17 protein-coding genes are annotated in these 22,661 nt (G+C 39.9%); 10 read left to right on the top strand and 7 right to left on the bottom strand.

All coding sequences use genetic code 11. From position 1 onward, the window contains the following. Positions 1–91 precede the first annotated feature (91 nt). The 7 genes from HRT50_RS11635 to tagH form a co-directional block, all read right to left on the bottom strand. Positions 92–304 (bottom strand): hypothetical protein, encoded by a 213-nt coding sequence (locus tag HRT50_RS11635; RefSeq protein WP_291614605.1) that lies wholly within the window; start codon positions 302–304, stop codon positions 92–94. A gap of 63 nt (positions 305–367) precedes the next feature. Next, a complete protein-coding gene (gene tagF, locus HRT50_RS11630) occupies positions 368–1,087 on the bottom strand; it encodes a type VI secretion system-associated protein TagF (protein WP_291614603.1) in 720 nt (239 codons plus the stop codon). Further along, the gene (gene tssM / locus HRT50_RS11625) at positions 1,087–4,647 is read right to left on the bottom strand and encodes a type VI secretion system membrane subunit TssM (protein WP_291614601.1); all 3,561 of its coding nucleotides are present in this window, start codon (positions 4,645–4,647) and stop codon (positions 1,087–1,089) included. Before tssM ends, tagF begins: the two co-directional genes overlap by 1 nt. Before the next feature lie 74 nt (positions 4,648–4,721). Further along, positions 4,722–5,648 (bottom strand): type IVB secretion system protein IcmH/DotU, encoded by a 927-nt coding sequence (gene icmH / locus HRT50_RS11620; RefSeq protein WP_291614599.1) that lies wholly within the window; start codon positions 5,646–5,648, stop codon positions 4,722–4,724. Positions 5,649–5,672: 24 nt separating this feature from the next. Then, positions 5,673–7,007, bottom strand: coding sequence for a type VI secretion system baseplate subunit TssK (gene tssK, locus HRT50_RS11615; RefSeq protein WP_291614597.1), 1,335 nt, complete (start codon positions 7,005–7,007; stop codon positions 5,673–5,675). Between the two features lie 88 nt (positions 7,008–7,095). Next, positions 7,096–7,680: a type VI secretion system lipoprotein TssJ gene (gene tssJ / locus HRT50_RS11610; protein ID WP_291614595.1), complete on the bottom strand. Its 585-nt coding sequence runs from the start codon at positions 7,678–7,680 to the stop codon at positions 7,096–7,098. A gap of 14 nt (positions 7,681–7,694) precedes the next feature. Then, positions 7,695–9,443: a type VI secretion system-associated FHA domain protein TagH gene (gene tagH, locus HRT50_RS11605; protein WP_291614593.1), complete on the bottom strand. Its 1,749-nt coding sequence runs from the start codon at positions 9,441–9,443 to the stop codon at positions 7,695–7,697. A gap of 499 nt (positions 9,444–9,942) precedes the next feature. On the opposite strand from tagH, the gene tssA reads away from it, so the two are divergent. The 10 genes from tssA to HRT50_RS11555 all read left to right on the top strand — a co-directional run. Then, positions 9,943–11,070: a type VI secretion system protein TssA gene (gene tssA, locus HRT50_RS11600; protein ID WP_291614591.1), complete on the top strand. Its 1,128-nt coding sequence runs from the start codon at positions 9,943–9,945 to the stop codon at positions 11,068–11,070. Positions 11,071–11,164: 94 nt separating this feature from the next. Next, positions 11,165–11,686, top strand: coding sequence for a type VI secretion system contractile sheath small subunit (tssB, locus tag HRT50_RS11595; RefSeq protein ID WP_291614589.1), 522 nt, complete (start codon positions 11,165–11,167; stop codon positions 11,684–11,686). Continuing rightward, positions 11,686–13,182, top strand: a complete 1,497-nt coding sequence (tssC, locus tag HRT50_RS11590) for a type VI secretion system contractile sheath large subunit (RefSeq protein WP_291614587.1) — start codon at positions 11,686–11,688, stop codon at positions 13,180–13,182. The genes tssB and tssC (HRT50_RS11590) overlap by 1 nt, the downstream gene beginning before the upstream one ends. 255 nt (positions 13,183–13,437) lie before the next feature. After that, positions 13,438–14,973: a type VI secretion system contractile sheath large subunit gene (tssC, locus tag HRT50_RS11585; RefSeq protein WP_291614585.1), complete on the top strand. Its 1,536-nt coding sequence runs from the start codon at positions 13,438–13,440 to the stop codon at positions 14,971–14,973. A 2-nt stretch (positions 14,974–14,975) separates the two neighbouring features. Beyond that, positions 14,976–15,464 carry a type VI secretion system baseplate subunit TssE gene (gene tssE / locus HRT50_RS11580; protein WP_291614583.1) on the top strand — a complete coding sequence of 163 codons (489 nt, stop codon included), beginning with the start codon at positions 14,976–14,978 and terminating at the stop codon, positions 15,462–15,464. A gap of 100 nt (positions 15,465–15,564) precedes the next feature. Continuing rightward, positions 15,565–17,400 (top strand): type VI secretion system baseplate subunit TssF, encoded by a 1,836-nt coding sequence (tssF, locus tag HRT50_RS11575; RefSeq protein ID WP_291614581.1) that lies wholly within the window; start codon positions 15,565–15,567, stop codon positions 17,398–17,400. Further along, positions 17,364–18,539 carry a type VI secretion system baseplate subunit TssG gene (gene tssG / locus HRT50_RS11570; protein ID WP_291614578.1) on the top strand — a complete coding sequence of 392 codons (1,176 nt, stop codon included), beginning with the start codon at positions 17,364–17,366 and terminating at the stop codon, positions 18,537–18,539. Before tssF ends, tssG begins: the two co-directional genes overlap by 37 nt. A 3-nt stretch (positions 18,540–18,542) precedes the next feature. Then, the gene (locus tag HRT50_RS11565) at positions 18,543–19,016 is read left to right on the top strand and encodes a hypothetical protein (RefSeq protein WP_291614576.1); all 474 of its coding nucleotides are present in this window, start codon (positions 18,543–18,545) and stop codon (positions 19,014–19,016) included. A gap of 82 nt (positions 19,017–19,098) precedes the next feature. Then, the gene (tssH, locus tag HRT50_RS11560) at positions 19,099–21,864 is read left to right on the top strand and encodes a type VI secretion system ATPase TssH (protein ID WP_291614574.1); all 2,766 of its coding nucleotides are present in this window, start codon (positions 19,099–19,101) and stop codon (positions 21,862–21,864) included. 172 nt (positions 21,865–22,036) lie between these two features. Continuing rightward, positions 22,037–22,661, top strand: a 625-nt coding sequence (locus HRT50_RS11555; protein ID WP_291614572.1) for a hypothetical protein, incomplete at its 3' end; no start/stop codon positions are given.

Below are 22,661 nucleotides of genomic sequence, written 5' to 3'. Positions count from 1 at the left end.
AATGAATCTTCATTTAAAGGTCTAACTGTGCCAACATCCGTGGCACCCGCACTCGCCCAGGTAAGTGGTCTTCTTATGGTTACGTCATTCATTAACTTGCTATCCGTATGTTATTTCTGGTGCTATTAGCAATATCATGACTAAAAACGTCATGCCCAGCCAAACAATAACCGTCTGCCACTGTCCACAAGCCTATTTCAGGCTGGCACAGGAATGAATCTTCATTTAAAGGTCTAACTGTGCCAACATCCGTGGCACCCGCACTCGCCCAGGTAAGTGGTCTTCTTATTGTTACATCATTCATAATTTACTTCTTTCTCAATTTCCGTATTATTCTCAATATATGTTTCAAATGAGGATTCGAAAGTTATTTAGCTATATAGGTTTTTGGCCAGCCCCAATGGGCCCAGTTACCATCAATCATTGCCGGTAATTGGCTAGCGGGTGGTAATCCCTGCACGGTAAAAAGACAAGGTGATATATTCTCAGAGCCCGTAGTTGACCAAACACTGTAACTATTTAATGTTGAGCTGAACAAGCTATCGAGTAGATGTGCATAGACATTTATCGGTAACTCTTCTTCAAACTGAAAATCAATATGTTGACTGCTTGTTGCTAACTGTTGGCCTGTCTTTAAGTAGGCCATAGGCACCATGGTCGCTTGATGATTTGCTTGTTCGAGCAATTCTTCCAGAGAAAACTGACCATCAAGTGCTTGTAAGGCTAATTCTTCAATATGGGCAAACCAACGACCATTTGTCGACATAAACTCTAACGGGTTAATGTCATTATTTAATGGAATGGCAATAGTAAATGGATAGTAACGCCCTACTTGGTCAACGCTGGGTAGCACTATGCCGGCCCAATGATTTTCATCAACAACACCGGCCGATAAAACAAAGCGCCAAATAGGGCTAGTTAAATAAATATCTAGCCAAGGTTCACCAATTTGCTCTTTTGAACTGGCAACAAACAGTTGCAACCATTCATCCCACGAGGTGATGAATTTAGCCGGTAGGTTACGGTGGACAAAGTCACCGTAACTGGGCAGTTTTCCGTATAAACCTAAAGGTATGTCTGCGTTCATTAGATTCTCTCAGGACATTTAAACAAGCTTAACAATTGTTTTTCAAAAGGATTATTAACACTTTTCGCTTTGATTTTATAAGATATTTTATGCCTTGCATCAAAAGACTGTCTTTCATCATCACTGTTATTAGAGATGGCATAAGTCACTAAATAGGTACTAGATTCACTGGTTTTGGTTAATTTGGATTGCGCTAATAACCTAAACCAAGCCCAAGGCCCTTCAAAGGTTTCACTGTGCTGTTGTTCATTTAAATCTTCAAAAACAATGCGCACTCGGCTTTGTTCACTGTCAGCTGACCACTTCAGAGTTTTCCAAAACTTAGGGCCATGACTGTAAGTAATTCGGTTAGCACCCACTTCCAGCATAAACCTGACATTATTTTTTGGCATAGCATTCGGTTTTAAGCTAAAGCCTAAACTCGGTGTTTCCGCATTTTCTCGAAACAAGACGTTCTTAATTTCTAAGGCACGTTGAATTTGTAGTAAGGTCGCTTTTGACAGACCTAAGTTGTACTTATCTATGGTTTTATTTTTCCAGCCTCGGCGGGTAGTTATAAAAGGTTTAACATTTTCTTGATAGAAAGTATCAACCGTACCGTTGGGTTTGAAGAAGGCGACAAAATCAAATAAGGCGATGTCGTTATCTGAATTTTTAGCGACCGGATAACGCCCTTCAATACTGTTCATATAAGGTTGGTAAACCGTATTGCGCCACTCATTGTTAATATGTTGATGGGCAGAGCGCAATATTACTCGCCACGTTTCATCGGCAAGACTCGTTAACCAACGTTTAACTGGCTTAGGCATATTTTTCGCGTAAGAGTGCAGCGCGGTAATGGCATTATCAGCGCCATTTTGATAGCGAGCCTTAACCAATTTAAACGCTTTTCGGCTAGGGTCTGACGCTAAGCTGATACTATTTACCATTTCTTGCAGCTGAGATATTTTTAACAAGGCGGTGTTTATCGCTGCAGGCTGTTTTTTACTCTCACGCAACAATACATTAATACTGCGATACCTTTTATCAACCGTGGTCCACTTGGTTTTTGAGGCAGCAAAGCTAGCTAATTCACCAGTAATGCCTTTAGTGTTGTCATCAGAGATATTGGCGGCTGTTTGGCTCGACAGCTGAGTATTGCTCGAAGTGACATTCAGTATTGCCACTATGGGTGAATAAATTGGATCAGCAAAACTGCTCAGTAAATTACTGGTTTGTAATATGTTTTTAACTGGTTTGATATTTAAGGCATCATATATCTGCTGCCAATGTTTATTATAATCGGCCAAGTAAAGTGCTTTTACTTTTTTACTGATGTCATCAAGATCATCACTAATAAAAGCAACCTCTTGCTTAGCTTCATCATGCAGTAACCAACGCTCGTTAGCTATGCTGACAATAAAGTCTGAGTCTGCTGAGAAGTCTATTTCATCGTAACTTGCCTTGGTAAATAGCATAGGAATAGTTAGCTTAGCTTCGATAGCCGGGCTAACTCGATAACTGTCTTGTACGGCGCCGCCCATTTCTGCCAGCATATTAATAGGCTGAGCATATTCCGCTGTAGTGCGAATGCGTTGATAAATACGTTGCGAGATTGGCATACGTAATAAACGCTGGCGAGTTGACACAACTAATGATTTATTTAACTCTGCTGGCCTTATGGTTAAAGCAAGTAGTGCAGTTAAATGAGCTTCAAGTGCCTGTTTGTTATCTCTTTGCTGAGAAAACTCTTCTTGCCATTGGTTTAAAAACCATTCTTCAACAAGTTTCCTATCCATATGTTCAAGCTTATTAAACATAATGTAAGTTCTAAAGGCGCTGTAAAGCTGTTCATTGCTACCGCTACCCTTTAAATGTATTTCAACATACTTTATTAATTTGGGATAAAAAACATGGGTTAAGTGGCTTTGATAAGCTTCATTTGCCGCCTCATCAACGCTGGTGTCATACATACCTAAACTATTTAGCCAAGGATTTTGATCTTGATCATAAACAATACTGGCTTTCGCTAAGGCGTTAAGTGTAGGTAAGGTATTGCGAATATCAGATGACCAACGGCTTTGGTTTTTAGCTTGCTCTTGGTACTCGGCGACATAGCCCTCAACTTCATGCATGTAAGTTTCATGTTGCGAATAAGCGCCCGTCCACATCACCACTAAAGCAACAGAAATACCAGCCATGGTGGTATAAGCCGCGCGCTGACTCCATTTAATGACTTTTTCATAAAAGCGATTGGCGCCAACCAGCTCAGACTCAGTAAAAATAACATCTTTAAAAAGCTTACCTAAAAAGTAACTTTTCCCTTGCTGTAATGCTGAGTTACTGCCGCTATTGGTAAAACCAAAGTTAGATGAAACTGAGGCCATTAATCGATCGATGGGTGTGCCATCTTGTGTGCCACTGGTAAAATAAACACCGCGGAGATAAGGCTGTAGGCTAAAGCGGTTTTGTACAAAGGTTTGCTGGACAAAACTATCAACCATCTCTTGCAAGTTTTCCATTTGCTGTGGAAAGCCTTGAATAGCACTACGGCGTTTAATATCACGTTCGTTATGTACTCTAAACAGCACACGCTGATATAAGCCTTTAATGATATTTTTATATTCTTGGCTAAGTTTGGCAAAATCAGGGGCTTTCGATGGCTCAGGTGAATCAGGTAAAGAGATACCAAATACTTGTTCGCGCTCTTCTTTACCTAGGTCTTCGAAAAACTCACTAAAACCTGAGACGAGATCACACTTAGTGAACATCAAATAAACCGGGAAACGTACTTCAAGTTTTTCCATTAACTCGTCTATACGGGTTCTAATAATTTTTGCGTGCTTAGCGCGTTCTTCTTCAGTTTGTGTTAATAGCTCTTGTATACTAATAGCGACAATAGCGCCATTTATTGGTCTTCTACGTCTATGTTTTTTAAGTAACTTAAGGAAACCCTCCCATGCTGAGCTATCAACCACTTTATGGCTATCTTGGGTGGTATATCGGCCGGCAGTATCAATTAATACCGCATCATTAGTAAACCACCAATCACAATTTCGGGTGCCGCCCACGCCTTGTAAAGCGCCTTTACCAAACTGCTCCGCAAGAGGGAAATCTAAACTAGAATTCACTAACGCAGTGGTTTTTCCTGAGCCTGGTGGACCAATAATAATGTACCAAGGTAATTCATATAACGCCGACTTAGCGCCACTGCCATTAAAGTTGAGCTTTTTAAGGGTTGTTAATGCTTGTGTAAAACGTTCGCTCATCTGGGTCATTTCATCAGATTTTTGCTCGCTAATAATATCGCCTGCAGAGTCTTCTTGAGCGCTTTGTAAGTCATTAACTAGGTTGTTATTACTTTGTTTTTCTTGGTGCTGAATTCTTAAGTTATTGATGCCCCACAATAATGACATCACTAAAATAGTGATTAATCGTGCGCTTTCTGACTGTAAGGGTGCGCTATTGTCTTCACCAAATTTAAACGCTGGGCCAATAAACCAAATAAGTAACGCTAAGATGATTAAACCAAAAGCGGAGATGACAATTCTATTTTTAAAAAAAGCTATGATATTTTTCATTAAATACTCAGATAATTTTTTAAACTACTTACTTATAACGACTTAACTAAACGACTTACTTATTAGCGACTTATTTATTGTGAGTTAGCTGCTGGCAAATCTTTTGCTACTTGGTTATTTTCGCTTTTGATCTCAGTTAGCTGCTGACTTACTGAGTCTGAGGATTGATCTAACCAATACCTAAAGCCAGAGTAAGTTAACGCCATCAGTCCAACGACCACACTGGCAACAACCCACATGGGTACATAGTTTGAAAGGGTATTTTTAGAGTTAGCTAGGCCTTGCCAACAAGGTGATAACGAGCGTTCATACTCACCTCGGTAGCTACGAATGATATGAAATAAGTCATCACGTAATTGTTCTAATTGATCTCTGCCGCGAGCGATAACCCGATACTTGCCTTCATAGCCTAAACTCAGGCAAATATAAATCAGTTCAAGTGCATCAATATTTTCCGCAGGGCTATTACGCAGACGATCTAAGATGGCAAAAAATTTCTCACCACCAGCGGTTTCTTTATGAAATATACCGAGCAGAGTTCTTTGATTCCAAGCACTTTCAGCGCCCCAAGGGGTATTTAATACCGCCTCATCTAAGATGGTACAAAGTAAGTAACGAGCGATCATGACAGTATCTTCTTTAACACCAGCATTTCGAGCCTTGATATCAAAGGCTTTTATTTCTCGATCAAGTTGTTGATGTAAACTACCGACATTGGGATGACTGAGTGATTCACGCGTTTTTGAAAATACCGCTAATAAGGTAGCAGCGGCATTCACTAATGGATTTAATCCACAAGTAGTAGAGAAATCATCGGGGATATTAGCTCTAGGCATACTCACAGGTTGAGCTTGCTGAGGTTGATACGGTTGCTGCATCGGCGCAGGCTGTGGCGCTTGATTACTGGGTGCACGCCCACCGGGCATTGGACGAACTACCGTACCATCACCTCGGTTAATGGGCTGTCTAAATACCGTTTTATCTGGATTATCAACTGACATCTTCATTCCTTTGAGGTAAGTGAGTTACTGGCGTATAGACCAAAGCTCAAGTTCTAGCTCTGGATAATCTGCACCAATATGGAAGGCAAATCCCCCTGAATGGCTGAGCTCTTTCCAGAAGTCATTATTTCGTTCAAGCTCAAAGTAGCAATAACCGGCATGATAAGGAATTTGTCTTGGTGCAACCGGTAAAGGTTTCAGTGGAATACCCGGCATAGCCGCATTCACTAATTGGCGAATACGCTCAACTGGACCCACTTTAACCGTGGCAGGAAATTGATTGCGTAAATTGTTTTCTGGTATTGCCGCGCGTACCGCCAGGACAAAAACACCTGAGCTAAGTAAACTTCTATCGGTAATTTGCGCAACTCTAATACCAAATTTTTTCTCAACTAGCGGCATTGATACTGCAGTTTGCTCATAAACCATGCTTAAACATTGTCTTAATGAGGTCATTACCGGGGTAAATGTTTGCTGCAAATTACCATGTAAGTAGGCACCAAAGCTTGGCGGCCTTTTAGTTTCAGTAACAAAGGTAGAAAACTCGCCGACCATTTGCACTAGCTCTGTGTATAGTTCGAGAGGATGTAAACTTTGTAGTTTTGATAGGTGAGCAGCCAAAGGCTCTAATCTGTTGATCATTTGTAACATCATATAGTCCGCAATTTCAGCGGTACCACCACGCTGAGTATCAGCTAAACGACCGGCAATAGATTCACCGCGATGATGTAATAAACCAACCAGTTCGGTTAAAAATCCTGATAATTTTGCCGTGGTTGAGCAATCTAGACATGAAGGAATATAGTTGTCATCAAGTAAGACGTTTTTATCTTCTCGGGTTTCAACAATTTTTAATAAAGCAATAGTGGCATAACCACTTAAATCATCAGAGCCCAATAACAACCTTAATCTAGGTTTGCCAACAGCAATATCTAGTGATTCCCCACCATCAAAAGTAACATCTCTAATCGCCTGTTTGGAAGAATAATAGCGAGCTAAACCTTGTGATTCATCATTAGATAAAATCTCAAGTGCTCCTGGACGCTTAACCGGTATAGCAAGATAAACTATCTGATTAGTAGTATTTTCAGGTACTTCAAATACGTCTGGACGATCGTTATGATCAGGAAAGCTAAAAGGCGTTCCATCAGGAAAAATACCCGAAGATCTTATTAGCGATATTTTCCCTAATTTCAATAGTTCTTGGTCTAAATCCAGTTGATTAATACCCCAAGCATAGGCTCCCATTGCGGAACATTTACCTTGAATATACTTTTCTAAGTAACGTTCCTGCTGCTGGAAGTGGTGCGGATTTAAGAACATCCCTTCTGACCAAACTACTTTACTATCTAATGACATAAGATCCCGCTATTTTATTATTATTCCATTCAGTCTTTACTGGTAACTTATAATTTGGCTGCCAGTGAAGCTGATTACTTTAAGGTGATTACTTTAAGATTATCATCTTATTTTCAGACAGTTGTACCTTAGCTGTTGAACTAACCACGTTAGTTTCTGCCACAGGTATAATGACTTTATATTTGGCATCTTCATATTGAAGAAACTCAGCGTATAAACCGATATATTTTGTGCCTTTACTTAAGACAAATCTGGCCGTGCTATCTTCATTAGGCTGAATAGGCTTTAACGACTGCTGAGTAATCATAGTTTTACCTAATACCTCTGAGTCTCTTTCATATAAGTCGATAAAGTTAGCATTTTCAAAAGCCTTGGTAGATTTTAATTCATACATTCTAACAATGAGTGGCGACGATACTTTACTGTCATCCGGGTTGACACTTTTGTCTACCACAAAGCTCAATTGTAAATCGGTATCAAGGTCTAAGAAACCACCAACTTTACTGTTTACTGAGGTACATGAAGCAAGTGACAAAGCCATTGCTGCTATCGCAATCACTTTAGCCAACTTCAGCTTACCGAAAGTAAATTTCCCGAAAGTTAGGTTGCTGATATTAAGTTTGCCGAAATTAGCTTTACTTAAATTAAGTGTACTGAAATTAAATCTGCTCATTATTTTTCCGTAAATTAGTTAATAGCTTCATCGTTGTTACTGTCATTGTTAGTATCCTTTGGCGATAGCCTAGCACTGATTAAACGCTGCATTTGATCTTCATAAGCTTGCACAAAGTCATAGCCAAATAAATGTTGAAAAGAGTCATCAAGGTTTTCAACTAAGCCTTGGTGATATTCCTTATAGGCTGACCAACGCTTACTTTTTTGCCCTAGGCTTAGCAAACTTGAACTCTTGTATTTTTCAAAACGACTTTCTAAATTACTGGGGTCAAATCGTTCTATCATGCCTCTAAATGCTGCTTGCATACCGGCAATTACCGCCACCTGGTGCTCGGCAATACCTTGAAAACCTTCTCTTACCGCAGCAACTGGCGTTTTATAAGCATTGTTCTCTTTGATGAACATATTTTCCATAGCATCATCAATATTGGCAGAGAATTTTAATGGGTTGTTTTCAACCGATTGAATGGTAGTAACATTGATGCGAAATTCTTCTTTAATTTTCTTTCTAAATTTTAATACCCGCATCATGCCTTGCATGGTTTCGCGCATTAACAGTCCAACAGTGTCATTGATTTCTGCCACTTTCTTATCGTCTAAATTCCACTTACCAAGACCCATGGCATTAACAACACTTTGTGTTTCAGTACTACCACTTGCTGGTGAACTTGACTTACCTGATACTGATTGCACTTGCAACAATTGCTGTTTCAATTGCGCCACTTCAAGCTGTAATTGTTGGTTCTTTAATTCGAGCGCGGCATAAGCGACATCGCTATGCTGACTAGTTGCTACCGGCGCAGGTTCATGAAGCGCATTAATTTGCGGCTCTGGTGCGGCAACGGGCTTTGCTGTAACTATTGGCACTGCAAAAGCTTGTGGTGCGGCTACTGGCGTTGGTGCAGGTATTGGTGTTTCAAACGGTGAACTTGCCCCAGAGATTGGCGCCATAGCAGGAGGAAAATCAGCAAGCAGGTCATCATCATCCCAATCATCAGGGATTAAGCCCGCTTCTTGGTTGGCCTTAGGCCAACTAATTGCATCTGTGGCGGCATTATTACTTTCAATTGAGGTACTTGTTGCTGCGGTAAAGTTATCTGCAGAGAAAGCATCTGGTGAAAAACTATCAAGGCCATTTATTGGCTGGGCAAAAGGATCACTGGCGGATTGGGCACTGTCTAATAATTCAAGTGGATCAATTTGTTCGGCGTCAAATGCTGACAGTGGATTATTAATCGAACTACTCTGCTGAATACCTGAAGCAAATGGATCACTACTAGCTGAGGAAAAAGGATCATTACCTGATGATGTTTGAGAGAGAAAATCATCTTGTCCTGCGGTTGCAGCACTTATATCAGAGAAACCAGAAAATTCTGCAAAAGGGTCGCTACTACTATTAGTGTTAATCGCGCTTTGGAAGATATCTGCGTTAGCCATCTCGTTGGGGATATTAGCGATAAATTCATAATCACTGATGGTAAAACGGTCACCATCGTTTAAGCCAACTTGATTACCATTACCAATGGGCTCAGCTGCGCCATTGAGAAAGGTACCATTGGTACTTAAATCTGTGAGAAAATATTGCTCTGCGACACAAGCTATTTTGGCATGAACAGATGACATATATTTATTAGGATCATCTAGTACCCAGAGGTTATTGCTGCCGCGTCCTAGCGTACCACCAGCTTCAGGAAATGTATGGCTTGATTTGCCTACATCAACATTACTTGGTGAGTTAATAATGGTTATTTCAATTGCCATAAGATCATTCCTTGATAAGGGAACCTCATCATCATTAATCAAAGAACATCATGTTCTTACTTCTATCGTTAAGTTATTGATTCAATTTCCGCAATAAAGTTAGGCTTATAAAGTCAAATAAAGTTCAGGATAAAACCCTGTTTTCATAGGCTTTAGCACCTAATATTAATAAAACCTCCCAGTAAAAGAACCGATAAATTTGCAAGTCATATTACAGATGATTAATGATAAAAGCTATCAAAATTAACATCGAAAAGCCAATGTTTAACTTAATATTTACTTAAGCAAGTATTTCAAGATAAACATCGCTACCCCCTTCCTTTGATGATTGTTTTTCAATCAATAAAAGCATATTTTTGACAGTTAATTGAAACAGTCGGTTAACAATGTAATCAGGCTGTTAATAATTATTTATCGGGGCTATTGCAAATAAAGCCATTCCATAATAATCTTCTCAGTAAGAAGGACTAAAAATAATAATACGGAGATTACAAATTCAATGCCCTCACCCGCACTAATTGATATTCCAGCCATGCTAGCCCCTATTGAAGGAGAGCTTAGCGTTGGTAATGATCTTCGTCTTGATACTGCTCACTCATCCGATTACTCGCAAATAAAAGATGCCCGACGCGCCGCCCGTGATGCCGAACGAAATAATATGTTCGATGGTGATAGCACCGAAGCAAATGAGCAGTGGCAGAAGATATTTTTATTAGCGCCTAAAGTCATAGCAACACAATCTAAAGATGTTGAGCTTGCCTGCTGGCTTACCGAGGCTTTAGTGCGTAAGTCTGGCTTCCAAGGCCTTAAAGATGGCTTTAGCTTAATTAGACAATTAATTGAAAATTTCTGGGAACAAGGTTTATACCCAGTAGAAGATGAAGACGGTATTGAAACCCGTGTTGCCCCGATCGCCGGTTTAAATGGTGAAGGCGCAGACGGCGTGTTATTAAGTCCTATCCGTAATTCATTTATCACTGAAGACGCTTCTTATGAGCCCTATAGTTTATGGCAATACCAACAAGCCATAGACATTAGTCGCCTTTCTGATGAGCGAAAACAGAACGATCAAATAGAACGTGTTGGCTTTTCAATGGAAAATATTGACAAAGCTGTCGAGAATTCGTCAAGCGAATACTACAGCAACTTATATCAAGACATTGAAGTTTGCTTAACTGAATATCAAGCAATAGATAAGCTGTTATCCGAATTTTGTGGCAGCTATGATGCACCACCAACCAGTAAAATCATTGATCTTCTTCAAGATGCTAAAGGCGCTATTAACCATATAGCTAAAGCAAAGTTACCTATTATCACCGACACCAGTGATGTCGAAGAAGAAAGTGACAGCGAGCTATTGGATGAACAAGCAACCAGTCCTGCCACTAGCCAAAACAATGCCGTAACTAACGCATTAAATTCGCGAGATGACGCTTTTAAGCAACTAAACACTATTGCTGAATATTTTAAGAAAACTGAGCCACATTCGCCCATTTCGTATATGTTAACGAAAACAGTGAAATGGGGAAATATGCCACTTGAAGAGCTGATGAAAGAACTTATTCCAGACTCCTCTTCAAGAGATACTTATAGCTCTCTTACCGGAGTAAGTGTTGACGACTCATAAAGATTTTCAGTAAATGTGAGCAGTTAATGCCCAGACTGATAGTGAAATTTGTCGGTAACTACCAAACTTAATTTTTTATACACGGAGAAAAACCATGGCGGAAAGTATTCATAACAAACTAAAAAGAGTAAGGAAACCTCGCGTACACATTACTTATGATGTGGAAACGAACGGCGCAGTAGCTAAAAAGGATATTCCTTTTGTTATGGGTGTCATGGGTGATTACTCTGGTGATAACACCAAAGATAAAAAGGCCTTAAAAGATAGAAAGTTTTCACAAATTGATCGTGACAACTTCAACGATATCATGGCAAAAACAGCACCAAAATTAAACCTAAAAGTTGCCAATACATTAGCTGATGATGGTAGTGAACTGTCTATTGCTCTTGATTTTAATCATATGGAAGACTTTGAACCACATAAAATTGTTGAGCAAGTTGAGCCGCTGAAAAAATTATTGCAAACCCGTGATAGATTACGTGATTTATTAAGTAAAGCAGATCGCTCTGATGAGTTAGAAGATATCTTAGAGAATATTCTCAACAATACCGAAGCGCTATCTTCTTTGTCTGGCGAGTTAGGTCTTGATGCTGAAAAAAATGAGGGAGATAAATAATGTCTGCAGAAGAAACTTTATCCAACCAAGCACAGGCTGAAGCCGGTAATGTACTAGAAGCGAGTTTTTTAGAGCAAGCCATTAGTGCCACTAAGCAAACGCCAAGAGATGAAACCGAAGCGTTATTAAAAACCCTTACTCAAGAAGCGCTAAATGGCACTGTAACTTGGGATAAGAGTTTAACAGTTACCATTAATGCCGCTATTGATGCCATTGATGCCGCTTTATCTACGCAGCTTTCTGCCATCATGCAAGACCAAAAATTTAATAAATTGGAAGGTTCTTGGCGTGGTTTACATCACACAGTGATGAACTCTGAAACTAGTTCACAATTAAAAATTCGTGTACTTAACATCACCAAAAAAGAAATTTATAAAGATCTTGAAAAAGCGGTTGAGTTTGATCAAAGCCAAACGTTCAAAAAGATTTATGAAAGTGAATTTGGTACCGCCGGTGGTGAACCTTATGCAGCATTAATTGGTGATTTTGAGTTTTCTTCTCATCCAAATGACATCGATTTATTATCAAATATTTCTAATATTGCCGCAGCAGGTTTTTGTCCATTCATTGCAGCAACAGCACCAGAAATGTTTGGCTTTGAATCATTTGCCGAACTTTCCAAACCACGTGATTTAGAAAAAATCTTTGATTCTGCAGAATACACTAAATGGCGTAGTTTCCGTGATAGTGATGATTCACGTTTTGTCACCTTAACTATGCCTCGTGTATTAGCTCGCTTACCTTATGGTCAAGATACTAAGCCAATTGAAGCCTTCAACTTTGAAGAAGGTACACTCGGCGATGACGGTAGACAACGCCAAAGCAAACACGACCATTACTGTTGGATGAATGCAGCTTACGCTATGGGCGCAACCCTAGCCCGTTCATTTGCAGAATATGGCTGGTGTACTAGCATTCGTGGCGCTGAAGGTGGTGGTAAAGTTGAAGGTTTACCAAGTCATACTTTTGTTAGTGATGATGGTGATATTGATCAACAGTGTCCAACAGAAATTGGTATTACCGATCGTCGTGAAGCAGAGTTAAGTAAATTAGGCTTCTTACCACTATGTCATTATAAAAATACTGATTACGCGGTATTCTTTGGTGCACAAACCACACAAAAACCTAAGAAATTTGATGATCCAGATGTAACGGCAAACTATGAAATTTCAGCACGTTTACCTTATATCATGGCGACTTCACGTATTGCACATTTCTTAAAAGTAATGGGTCGTGACAAAATAGGTTCATTTATTGAAGCTTCAGAAGCCGAAGAGTGGCTTAACAAGTGGATTAACAGCTATGTAAATAATAGTGCTGATGCTAGTGCTGAAATGAAAGCACGTTACCCATTAAGAGAAGCGAAAGTGGAAGTAAAAGAAGTGCCAGGTCAGCCAGGTGTTTATAGTGCTATTGCACATTTATGCCCTTGGTTACAAATGGAAGAGTTAAGTGCTTCCCTTAGACTAGTAGCTAAAATTCCAAAATCTAGCTAATTGATCTGTATAAATTGATACCTTTTGCCTGTTAAAGTCATTTGGTATCATTTTGACTATTAAGGGAATAAATAATGAAGCAGGCTGCTGTTTTTGCCGAAAATACACAAAAATTGATGACGGTTACGCTGTTTAAGCTGCCGTACTTTTGTTTTTCTGTGCAACGACAACCAGTACCTAAATTATTTATTTCCTCATTTAGCCAATCAGTAAAACAATTTTATCCCCTCATTTTATTATCAAGAAAGTTTTAACGTGGCCTATTCACCTGTACTCATGAGCAAGCCAACGCCAGCACAACGTGATACCGCACGTCTTGATTCGGTAGCTTTTGATGAGGTCTTAGAACAACCCGCCTACCTTACTAATTTAACGCAACTACTCGATGAAAAAGACGATACTAAAGCTTTGCAGTATTGCATTGAGCACTTTGTCGATAAAAGTAAACTGACATCGGCTAAAACCGTCAGGAATGCCTTACTTAGACTGGTTGCTGATCTTGATGATCAAATAAATGAGCAAGTAAATCATATTATCCATCAGCCTAGACTGCAAAAACTTGAAGCTTCATGGCGCGGCTTATGGCTATTAGTTAAACAAGCGGAAGGTTATCGCAGCATTAAGATAAAAGTGCTCGATATGCGCTGGACCGAAGTAGTTAAAGACATCAGCAAAGCCATGGAATTTGATCAGAGCCAACTATTTCAAAAAATATACAGTGATGAATACGGCACGCCAGGTGGTGAGCCATATGGTGCCATTATTGGTGATTATGAAATTAGTCACCGCATCAGTAAAGAACATCCCACCGATGATATCTCTACTTTAGCGGGCATAGCACAAATAGCCGCAGCGTCTTTTTCACCCTTTATCGCTGCTGCCGCCAGTGACTTGTTTGGTATGGATGATTTTTCTGGTTTAGGTCAACCGATAGATTACGAGAAAATATTTACCCAAACGGAATACATCAAGTGGAATACTTTAAGAAAGTCTGCCGATACCCGCTTTGTTGGCCTAGCTTTACCTAAGATATTAATGCGCCGCCCTTACCAAACAACTATGGGCAGTTATAAAGGCATTAATTTTTATGAAAAAAGTGCTGCAAATGGTGAGAACAACCTCTGGGGCAATGCCTGTTACGCTTTTGGCTGTATTTTAATTAGAGAATTTGCCGATATAGGTTGGTTTGGCCACATTCGTGGCGCGCCGAGAAATCAACTTTCCGGTGGTGTTTTTAAAGAATTAGCGGTAGATAGCCATGCCACCGATGCCAACGATATTGCCTTTAAACCAACGACTAATGTCATTATTACTGATGCTATTGAAAAGAATATTAGTGAACTAGGATTTATCCCCCTTTGCCAAGGTTATTTATCACCTTACACCACATTTTATAATAATCAGTCGATACATAAGCCTAAAAAATACAACACCTTAGATGTAAATACCAATGCAAAGATATCGTCTATGCTGCAGCATGTATTGTGTGGCGCGAGAATTTCTCATTTTATTAAATTAATGGTGCGCGACAAAGTTGGCTCTTTTATCAGCGCAGAAAAATGTGAAGATTACATCAGACAGTGGTTGATGAAATACACCACGGGTAGTGAAGATCTAGACTGGCAAGAACAAGCAAAATACCCGTTAAAAGAAGGCTATGTTCGGGTGAAAGAGCACCCAAATAAACCGGGCCATTATTTATGTGTTATCCACATACAACCCCATTATCAGCTAGACCAAATGGTTTCAGAGCTGGAGCTAGTGACTGAACTAGCCTCTTTTAGGAAGTAACCATGGCACGTATTGATAAAGATAAAAAATTACGACCTTCAATTTTAGACCGACTTTTTGATGATGAACCCCATAATCAAGTAGAGAAAAAATTGGAGCATCATCAAGTATTAAAACAGTTACGCAGCAGTATTCGCAGAGATTTAGAGCAGCTATTAAATACCCGTTTTCACTTAATACAACCGAGCAGTGATTTGGCGGAAGTTGATAAATCTATTTTTAATTATGGTTTGCCAGATCTTGCCACAGTCAACATCATGGATATTGAGCGACGCAAAAAATTTATCACTCATTTAGAAAGTACCTTGAAAAGTTATGAGCCTAGATTTAAATCAGTCAGTGTCTCTTTTATTGAAAACGCCGACAACGTAGATAGAACCTTACGGTTTCGTATTGATACTGTGATTTACGCAGATCCTCTGCCAGAAGTTGTTGTCTATGACTCAATGCTTGACTCTGTCACACGTGCAGTTAGCGTTAGGGAACTTTAATTATGCCTAACGAACTATTCCAGAAACGTGTGTTTATGACGCTATGCTTGACTCTGCCTTGCTATTTAATGCGCGCTGTTAGCGTTAAGGAAGTTTAACTATGTCCGATGAACTATTACCCTTTTATGAAAAAGAGTTGGTCTATATACGCCAACTTGGTGGTGAGTTCTCTAAAGAGCACCCTAAGATTGCCTCGCGTTTAGGCATTAATAATGACAGCATTGAAGATCCACATGTTTCCCGTTTAATCGAGAGTTTTGCGTTTTTAAATGCCCGTATTCAACATAAACTAGACGATGATTTTCCTGAAATAAGTGATGCTTTGCTTGGTACCTTGTACCCGCATTATCAGCGTCCTATTCCGGCTATGTCGATTGTGCAATTTGTTGCCGACAAGGAGCAGTTAGATTCAAATTACACCATTGCCAGTGGCACCTTATTAGAGACCACACAATTTCAAGGTGAGAATTGCCGCTTTACCACCAGTTATGAAATCCCCTTATTGCCTATTGAAGTTGTATCAGCAAGCTTAATGGCTAAGCCCTTTTTTACCCCGGGCTCTGCCAAGATTAGAGGCGCAGAAAGTGTACTTAAGCTGTCACTGAAGACATTTTCTAAAGATATAAACTTCGCAGATTTAGACGTCGACAAACTACGTTTTTATCTTAAAGGGCAAGCGCAACATATTAACCCGCTGTATGAGATGTTGCTCAATGATTGTAATCGTACCTTTATGGCAATTTCAGAGCAAGACACTCAACCTGTTGATTTGGGCATCAAGGCTATTCAACCCGTAGGGTTTTCCACCAGTGAAGGCATGTTGCCCTACCCCGACTCTTCTTTTATTGGTTACCGGTTATTAACCGAGTATTTCGCCTTTCCGGAAAAGTTTATGTTTATTGATATTGTTGGCTTGGCAGATAAGTTAGCTGAGCATCACAGTGATAGCTTAGATTTTTATATCTACCTCAATGAGAGCAATGTTGAACTTGAGCATAATATTTCTAAGGCAACATTTAATCTAGGTTGTACACCGGTAGTCAATTTATTTGCCCACAGCGCAGACCCAATAAAACTTGAACATACCCAACACGAATATAAAGTTACCCCTGACTCACGTCGCTCAACTGGCTATGAAGTTTATAGTATTGACCAAGTGACTGCGTCTTCTTATTACGGCGACGATGTTGATTTCCTGCCCTTTTATGGCATGAATCACGAGCAACAAGAAAGTAACTCTCATGCCTTTTGGTTTGCTGCCCGTCGTAATGCAAAACTTGATACTTATGATAGAGATGAAGGCACTGATGTGTTTTTATCCTTAGTGGATTTATCCTTTAATCCAAATATCCCAGAAGATCGCACCATCACTATTGAAACCACCTGCAGTAATAGAGATTTGCCGCAAAAACTGCCCTATTCAGTGGGTGAGTCGCAACTGCAATGTACCGACAGTGCGCCACCGTGTTCAGCAATACGTTACTTAATGCAGCCTACTGCGGTGATTAGACCACCGCTTCGAGATCATGCTAGATGGCGATTAATTTCTCACTTAAACCTGAATTTTTTATCAATAACAGGTGGCAGTGACGCCTGCTTAGCCTTAAAAGAAATACTACGTTTATATGATTTTAAAGGCTCTGCGGTTACCCGTACCTTAATAGAGTCGATTACCCAAGTACAAGCTAAACCGATAAGTGCGCCATTGACGATTGATGGGCATACCGCCATGTGTCGCGGTATCGAAATCACAGTAAATATCGATGACTCGTTACTTAGCGGCAGTAGTGTCTTCCTTTTTTCGACCGTATTGGAACACTTTTTTGGCTTGTATTGCTCGATTAACTCTTTCACCCGATTACTGATAAAAACAAAAAATAAAGAAGGCTATTTAAAGAAATGTCCACCGCGAGCTGGCGAAAAAATACTACTGTAATTGATAAATTAGCTCAGCAGCCTTATCTGTTTTCCTTTAAGCAGGCTGTTAGGGTAATTGAGCGCAGCAATAACTATAACGACATGGTTGAAACTTCGGCAATTCAATCTGTGGGCCGCTTTATGCCGCCTCAATCTGAATGCATACGCTTTACCAGCCGCCAATCGCTATCATTTCCTTCCGCTGAAATTTCATCTATTGAACCCTTGTATCAAGACAATAAAGAAAATAATCAATGGAAAATGGAGCTGAACTTTATTGGTTTAACCGGTAGTAATGGTGTACTGCCTTATCACTATACTGAAACGGTATTAAAACGCTTAAAACTTAAAGACAAAACCATTAGTGAGTTCTTTAATTTATTTAATCACCGAACTGCATCGTTATTTTTTCAGTCCTCGGTTAAATACTTTGCGCCACTAGAATATGAACGCTGCCGTTTAGCAAATAACAGTTCGACCCTAACTAGTAAGGGTCAAACGAATAGCACTCAAAAAAGTAGGGCCGACAGCAGTAAGGCTAAAACAGATAATTTCACCAAAATGTTACTGTCATTGATTGGTTTAGGCACAGCTAACCTAACAGATCGCCTTTACACCAAAGATGAATCATTACTGCGTTATGCCGGCTTGTTAAGTAGCTCGGTGCGCACAGCCTCTGGTCTCAAACAAATTCTTGAAAGTCACTTTAACTTACCGGTAGAGATAAAAGAATTTGTTGGTCAATGGCAGCCCTTGATTGACGATGTCAGAACAAGAATGCCCATGAACGGTGATGCTGGACAAAATAATCAATTAGGCAAAACGGTCATGTTAGGCAAAAAAGGCTTTTTCGCTCAGGGTAAAATAAATATTATTTTGGGGCCTCTCACTGCTAAGCAATTAAAGCAGTTCACTCCACAAACTCCTCATCTTAAAGCGTTGGATGAACTTGTTCGCCTGTATCTAGGCTTTGAACATGATTATAGTTTTATCTTGCGTACGCTAAAAAAAGATAGGCCTAGTAAGGTGAGTTTTTCGGCTAAAAACAAACCCATTTTAGGCTGGACCAGCTGGTTATCTAGTAAGCCATCAGGTGCTGAATACGGTAATACTAGTGGTGACAATACTGTGATAGATATACCGATTTCGGTGAGGTAACAGATGATAAATTCTAACCGAAATAGTAACAAACAACGTTTGCCATTAAGGCGACTTTATTCGCTATTAGCTTTGTTAGCTATGACTACGATCAGTGCTTGCTCTAGCAGAGCTGCTAATGAGCTAACGGATATTACCGTGCTGGCACAAGGTGAAAGTATCATAGAAAGGCCTGAAATGGCCGAGGCTTGTAAAGGTTTTTATGTTAGCCCAGAAAAGCTAAAAGATTTTTTCCAATACGCTGCGTTAACCCATGAAGAGCGAGTTAATAACAATTATGAAAAACTACCTTGTTACTCTTCAGGCACCGCTTATTTAGGTGATGATGAGATCCAATGGGTGCTTAGAGCAGGTGGTGTCGGTGAGTTTAAAAACCTACACCATAAAACGCAAAACAATAACCAAGATCAGACACAAAAAAGTTTCACCAAAATTTGCGGCGTATCATGCTGCGACAATGTACAAGGCGTTTGTTAGTACTAACAGTACTGGTGAACAAGTGGGCAATAATTTAATGAAATGTGTATAAATTAACATCACGTGAAAAAAGGGAATAGATATGGTTACAATTGATTTAAAATCATTAGTCGGTAGGTTGAATGAAACCTCTCGCAATGCGCTAGAAGGAGCTGCGGGACTTTGTCTTTCACGTACTCATTATAATGTCGAAATTGAACATTGGTTATTAAAATTATTGGAAGTACCCGATAGTGATATATTGGCGATTTTTGATAAATTTGATATCGACTTAGGCAAACTTCATCAAGACTTAAACCGAGAATTAGACCGGATTAAAGGTGGCAATACCAGAGCACCGGCATTATCACCAAGTATTGTTGATATCAGCAAAAATGCTTGGATGCTAGCTTCCGTGGAATATGGTCATAGCGTAGCAACTTCTGCTCATATTTTAACGGCCTTAATGCTTGATGATACTTTACGTCAATCAACGTCAGCATTGTCGGGTGAGTTAAAGAAAATTCAACCTGAATCATTACGCGAAGTAACCCGCGCTATTGTCGGTACTACCGCTGAGTCACTATCAAGCGCGATGGGCGACACCTCGAACAGCAGCGCGCCAGCTATGGGTGCTCCGAGCAAAACACCATCATTAGATAAGTTCACCATCAACTTAACCGATGAGGCCAAACAAGGCAAAATCGACCCGATTTTAGGACGTGATGAAGAAATTAGACAAATCATTGATATTTTAATTCGTCGCCGTCAAAACAACCCTATTTTAACCGGTGAAGCCGGTGTTGGTAAAACTGCGGTAGTGGAAGGTTTTGCCCTGCGTATTGCGGCTGGTGATGTGCCTGATGCCTTAAAAGATGTTTGTGTGCGCACCTTAGACCTAGGTTTATTGCAAGCTGGTGCCAGTGTCAAAGGTGAGTTTGAAAATCGTTTAAAGTCTGTGATTGCTGAAGTTAAAGCCTCGCCACAACCTATTATTATGTTCATCGATGAAGCACATACTTTAATTGGTGCCGGTGGTAAAGAAGGCCAAGGCGATGCGGCTAACTTATTAAAGCCCGCTTTAGCCCGTGGTGAGTTACGCACCATAGCGGCAACGACTTGGGCAGAATATAAAAAATATTTTGAAAAAGATCCTGCCTTAACACGACGCTTCCAAGTGGTGAAAATTGAGGAGCCAAGCGAAGAAAAGGCCATCAATATGATGCGCGCCATAGCGGAAGTATTACAAAACCATCACGGTGTCCGCATTATGGATGAAGCGATTGTTGATTCAGTTAAATTATCAAGCCGTTATATTACTTCACGCCAATTGCCTGATAAGTCGGTAAGTCTACTCGATACCGCCTGTGCTAGGGTTTCTTTGAGCCAAAGTTCAACCCCAGAAGCCATTGAAAATACTCGCCGTAATATTACTCAAGCGCAAACCACAGTTAAATCATTGGAGCGTGAGCAAGCGACCTTAGGTGACCATCAAGAAACTATTGATGAGTTAAATGCAGAACAAGCCTCGCTGAGCGAATTATTAGTATCACAAGAAGCGCAGTGGCAAGAAGAACTAGCCCTAGTTGCTAAAATCCACAGCTTTCAGCAGCAAATCGAGCAGAGCCTAACTGCGTCAGATAAGTCAGAGAGATCAGCTAAAAAAATTAAGCCAACTAGCAATGAAATAGCTGAAAATACTAAAGCTGATGCTGAAATATCGACAAACACTGATGATAAAGCTGAGACTAAATTATTAACTGCCGATGAGATTGCAGCCACTAAGCAAGAATTACATGAGTTGATGGCAAGCCTAACTGAATTGCAAGGCGATGAACCTATGATTCAAGTTAACGTGGGTAGTCAGGCTATTGCCGAAGTTGTTGCTAATTGGACCGGAATCCCGGTTGGTAAAATGGTTTCAAACGAAATCAAAGCAATTATGGCTCTAAAAGATACCTTACAAAAACGTATTATTGGTCAAGACCATGCTTTAGAAGCAATAGCTGAATGTATCAAAACATCACGTGCTGGCTTAACGGATCCTCGTAAACCTGTTGGCGTGTTCTTTATGGTTGGCTCAAGTGGTATTGGTAAAACCGAAACCGCCCTTGCCCTTGCTGATGAACTGTATGGCGGCGAGCAAAACATTACCTGCATCAATATGTCAGAGTTTAAAGAAGAGCATAAAGTTTCTATGTTGCTTGGCTCTCCTCCCGGTTATGTCGGTTACGGTGAAGGTGGTGTTTTAACCGAAGCTGCGCGTAGAAAACCGCACAGTATTATCTTACTGGATGAAATGGAAAAAGCGCATCCTGGTGTGCAAGATATTTTCTATAACTTATTTGATAAAGGTACCATCAAAGATGGTGAAGGTCGTGATATCGACTTTAGAAACACCATTATCATAATGACCTCAAATGCTGGTGAAGAGCATATCCGTGCCATTTGTGCGCAGAGTGAAGAGCGACCGGATCCGGAAGTGTTATTAGATAACTTTAGACCACAATTGCTAAACTATTTCAAACCAGCATTCCTTGGCCGCACCACAGTTATTCCTTATTACCCACTAGGTGATGAGGACTTACTGCAAATATGTAAAATCAATATGAACCGTATAGCTAAACGCGTTAAAGAACATTACAACGCCAGCTTTAGTTATGACGATGAAGTGATGTTACACATTTTAGCGAGAAGTCAGGAAGTTGATACCGGGGCGCGTAATATTGAAAATATTTTAACCCGTACCTTATTACCTGAAATGGCGGTTGAGTGTTTAACTAAACTTTCTAATAACGAGCAAATATCGCATATAGAAGTCAATGTTACTGAAGAAGGTTTGTTTACTTACCAGATAACCAGTAAATAAGCTGACGACTTATTAATGTGAATAGCAGTAGTAGTAGTAACTGAGCGCTTTAGTTGCTACTACTGCTAAGTTCACTTTATTAGTTTTTCACTATTTTTATCAGTCCAGTTCAAACTAACAATTAATAACCTGTGATGCTGCTAATTCAGTAACATCTAATGAAGTACTTTTAATGAAACTCACTTACAGCAACATTTTTGTAGCTAGCCCTTTCTTGATTAGGCTTTGCTTAACGAGGGTTGGCTTAGCTAGATTAGGCTTAGTTAGCTTAAGCCTAATTAGTTTAGGCATTTTTACCTGTACTTATGCCAAGGCAAATAATGCAGCGAATGAAATTGATAGTTATCAAGAACAGCTTGAGTCGGTTGATAAGGCACATCAAGAATTTACCAAAAAATTTTATGATGACCTAGTGAAAACACCTTCATTAAAAGCCGCTAGATTTAATACCATTGAAGCGCTTGCTCAAGCTGTGAACCAGACAGTGAACCAGACAGTGAACCAGACAGTGAACCAAGCACTAGTCAATGAAAGTAAAAGTAATAGTGAAAGCAATAATTCAGTAAAAGCCGTTGCCTTAATAATCCGTAATCAGTCACTGCTCAAGCACTACTACGATAGCCTAGAAACTATCTCCTTAATTAAGCTGCTATTAGATAATAATGCCTTAATTAACGCCACATCACTGATTAAAGCCATTGAGCGCCAAGGCGATGACAATGTTATTGGCCAACTTAATTACCTGTTAGCTGATTTTTATTTTCAGCGTAAAAAATGGTCCAAGGTACTTAGTTACC

The sequence above is a fragment of the Colwellia sp. genome (assembly GCF_013215345.1).
In the GTDB taxonomy this organism is placed as follows: Bacteria; Pseudomonadota; Gammaproteobacteria; order Enterobacterales; family Alteromonadaceae; genus Colwellia.
The sequence above is the reverse complement of the archived record's forward strand: the minus strand, read 5'-3'. Positions and strand labels throughout refer to the sequence as shown.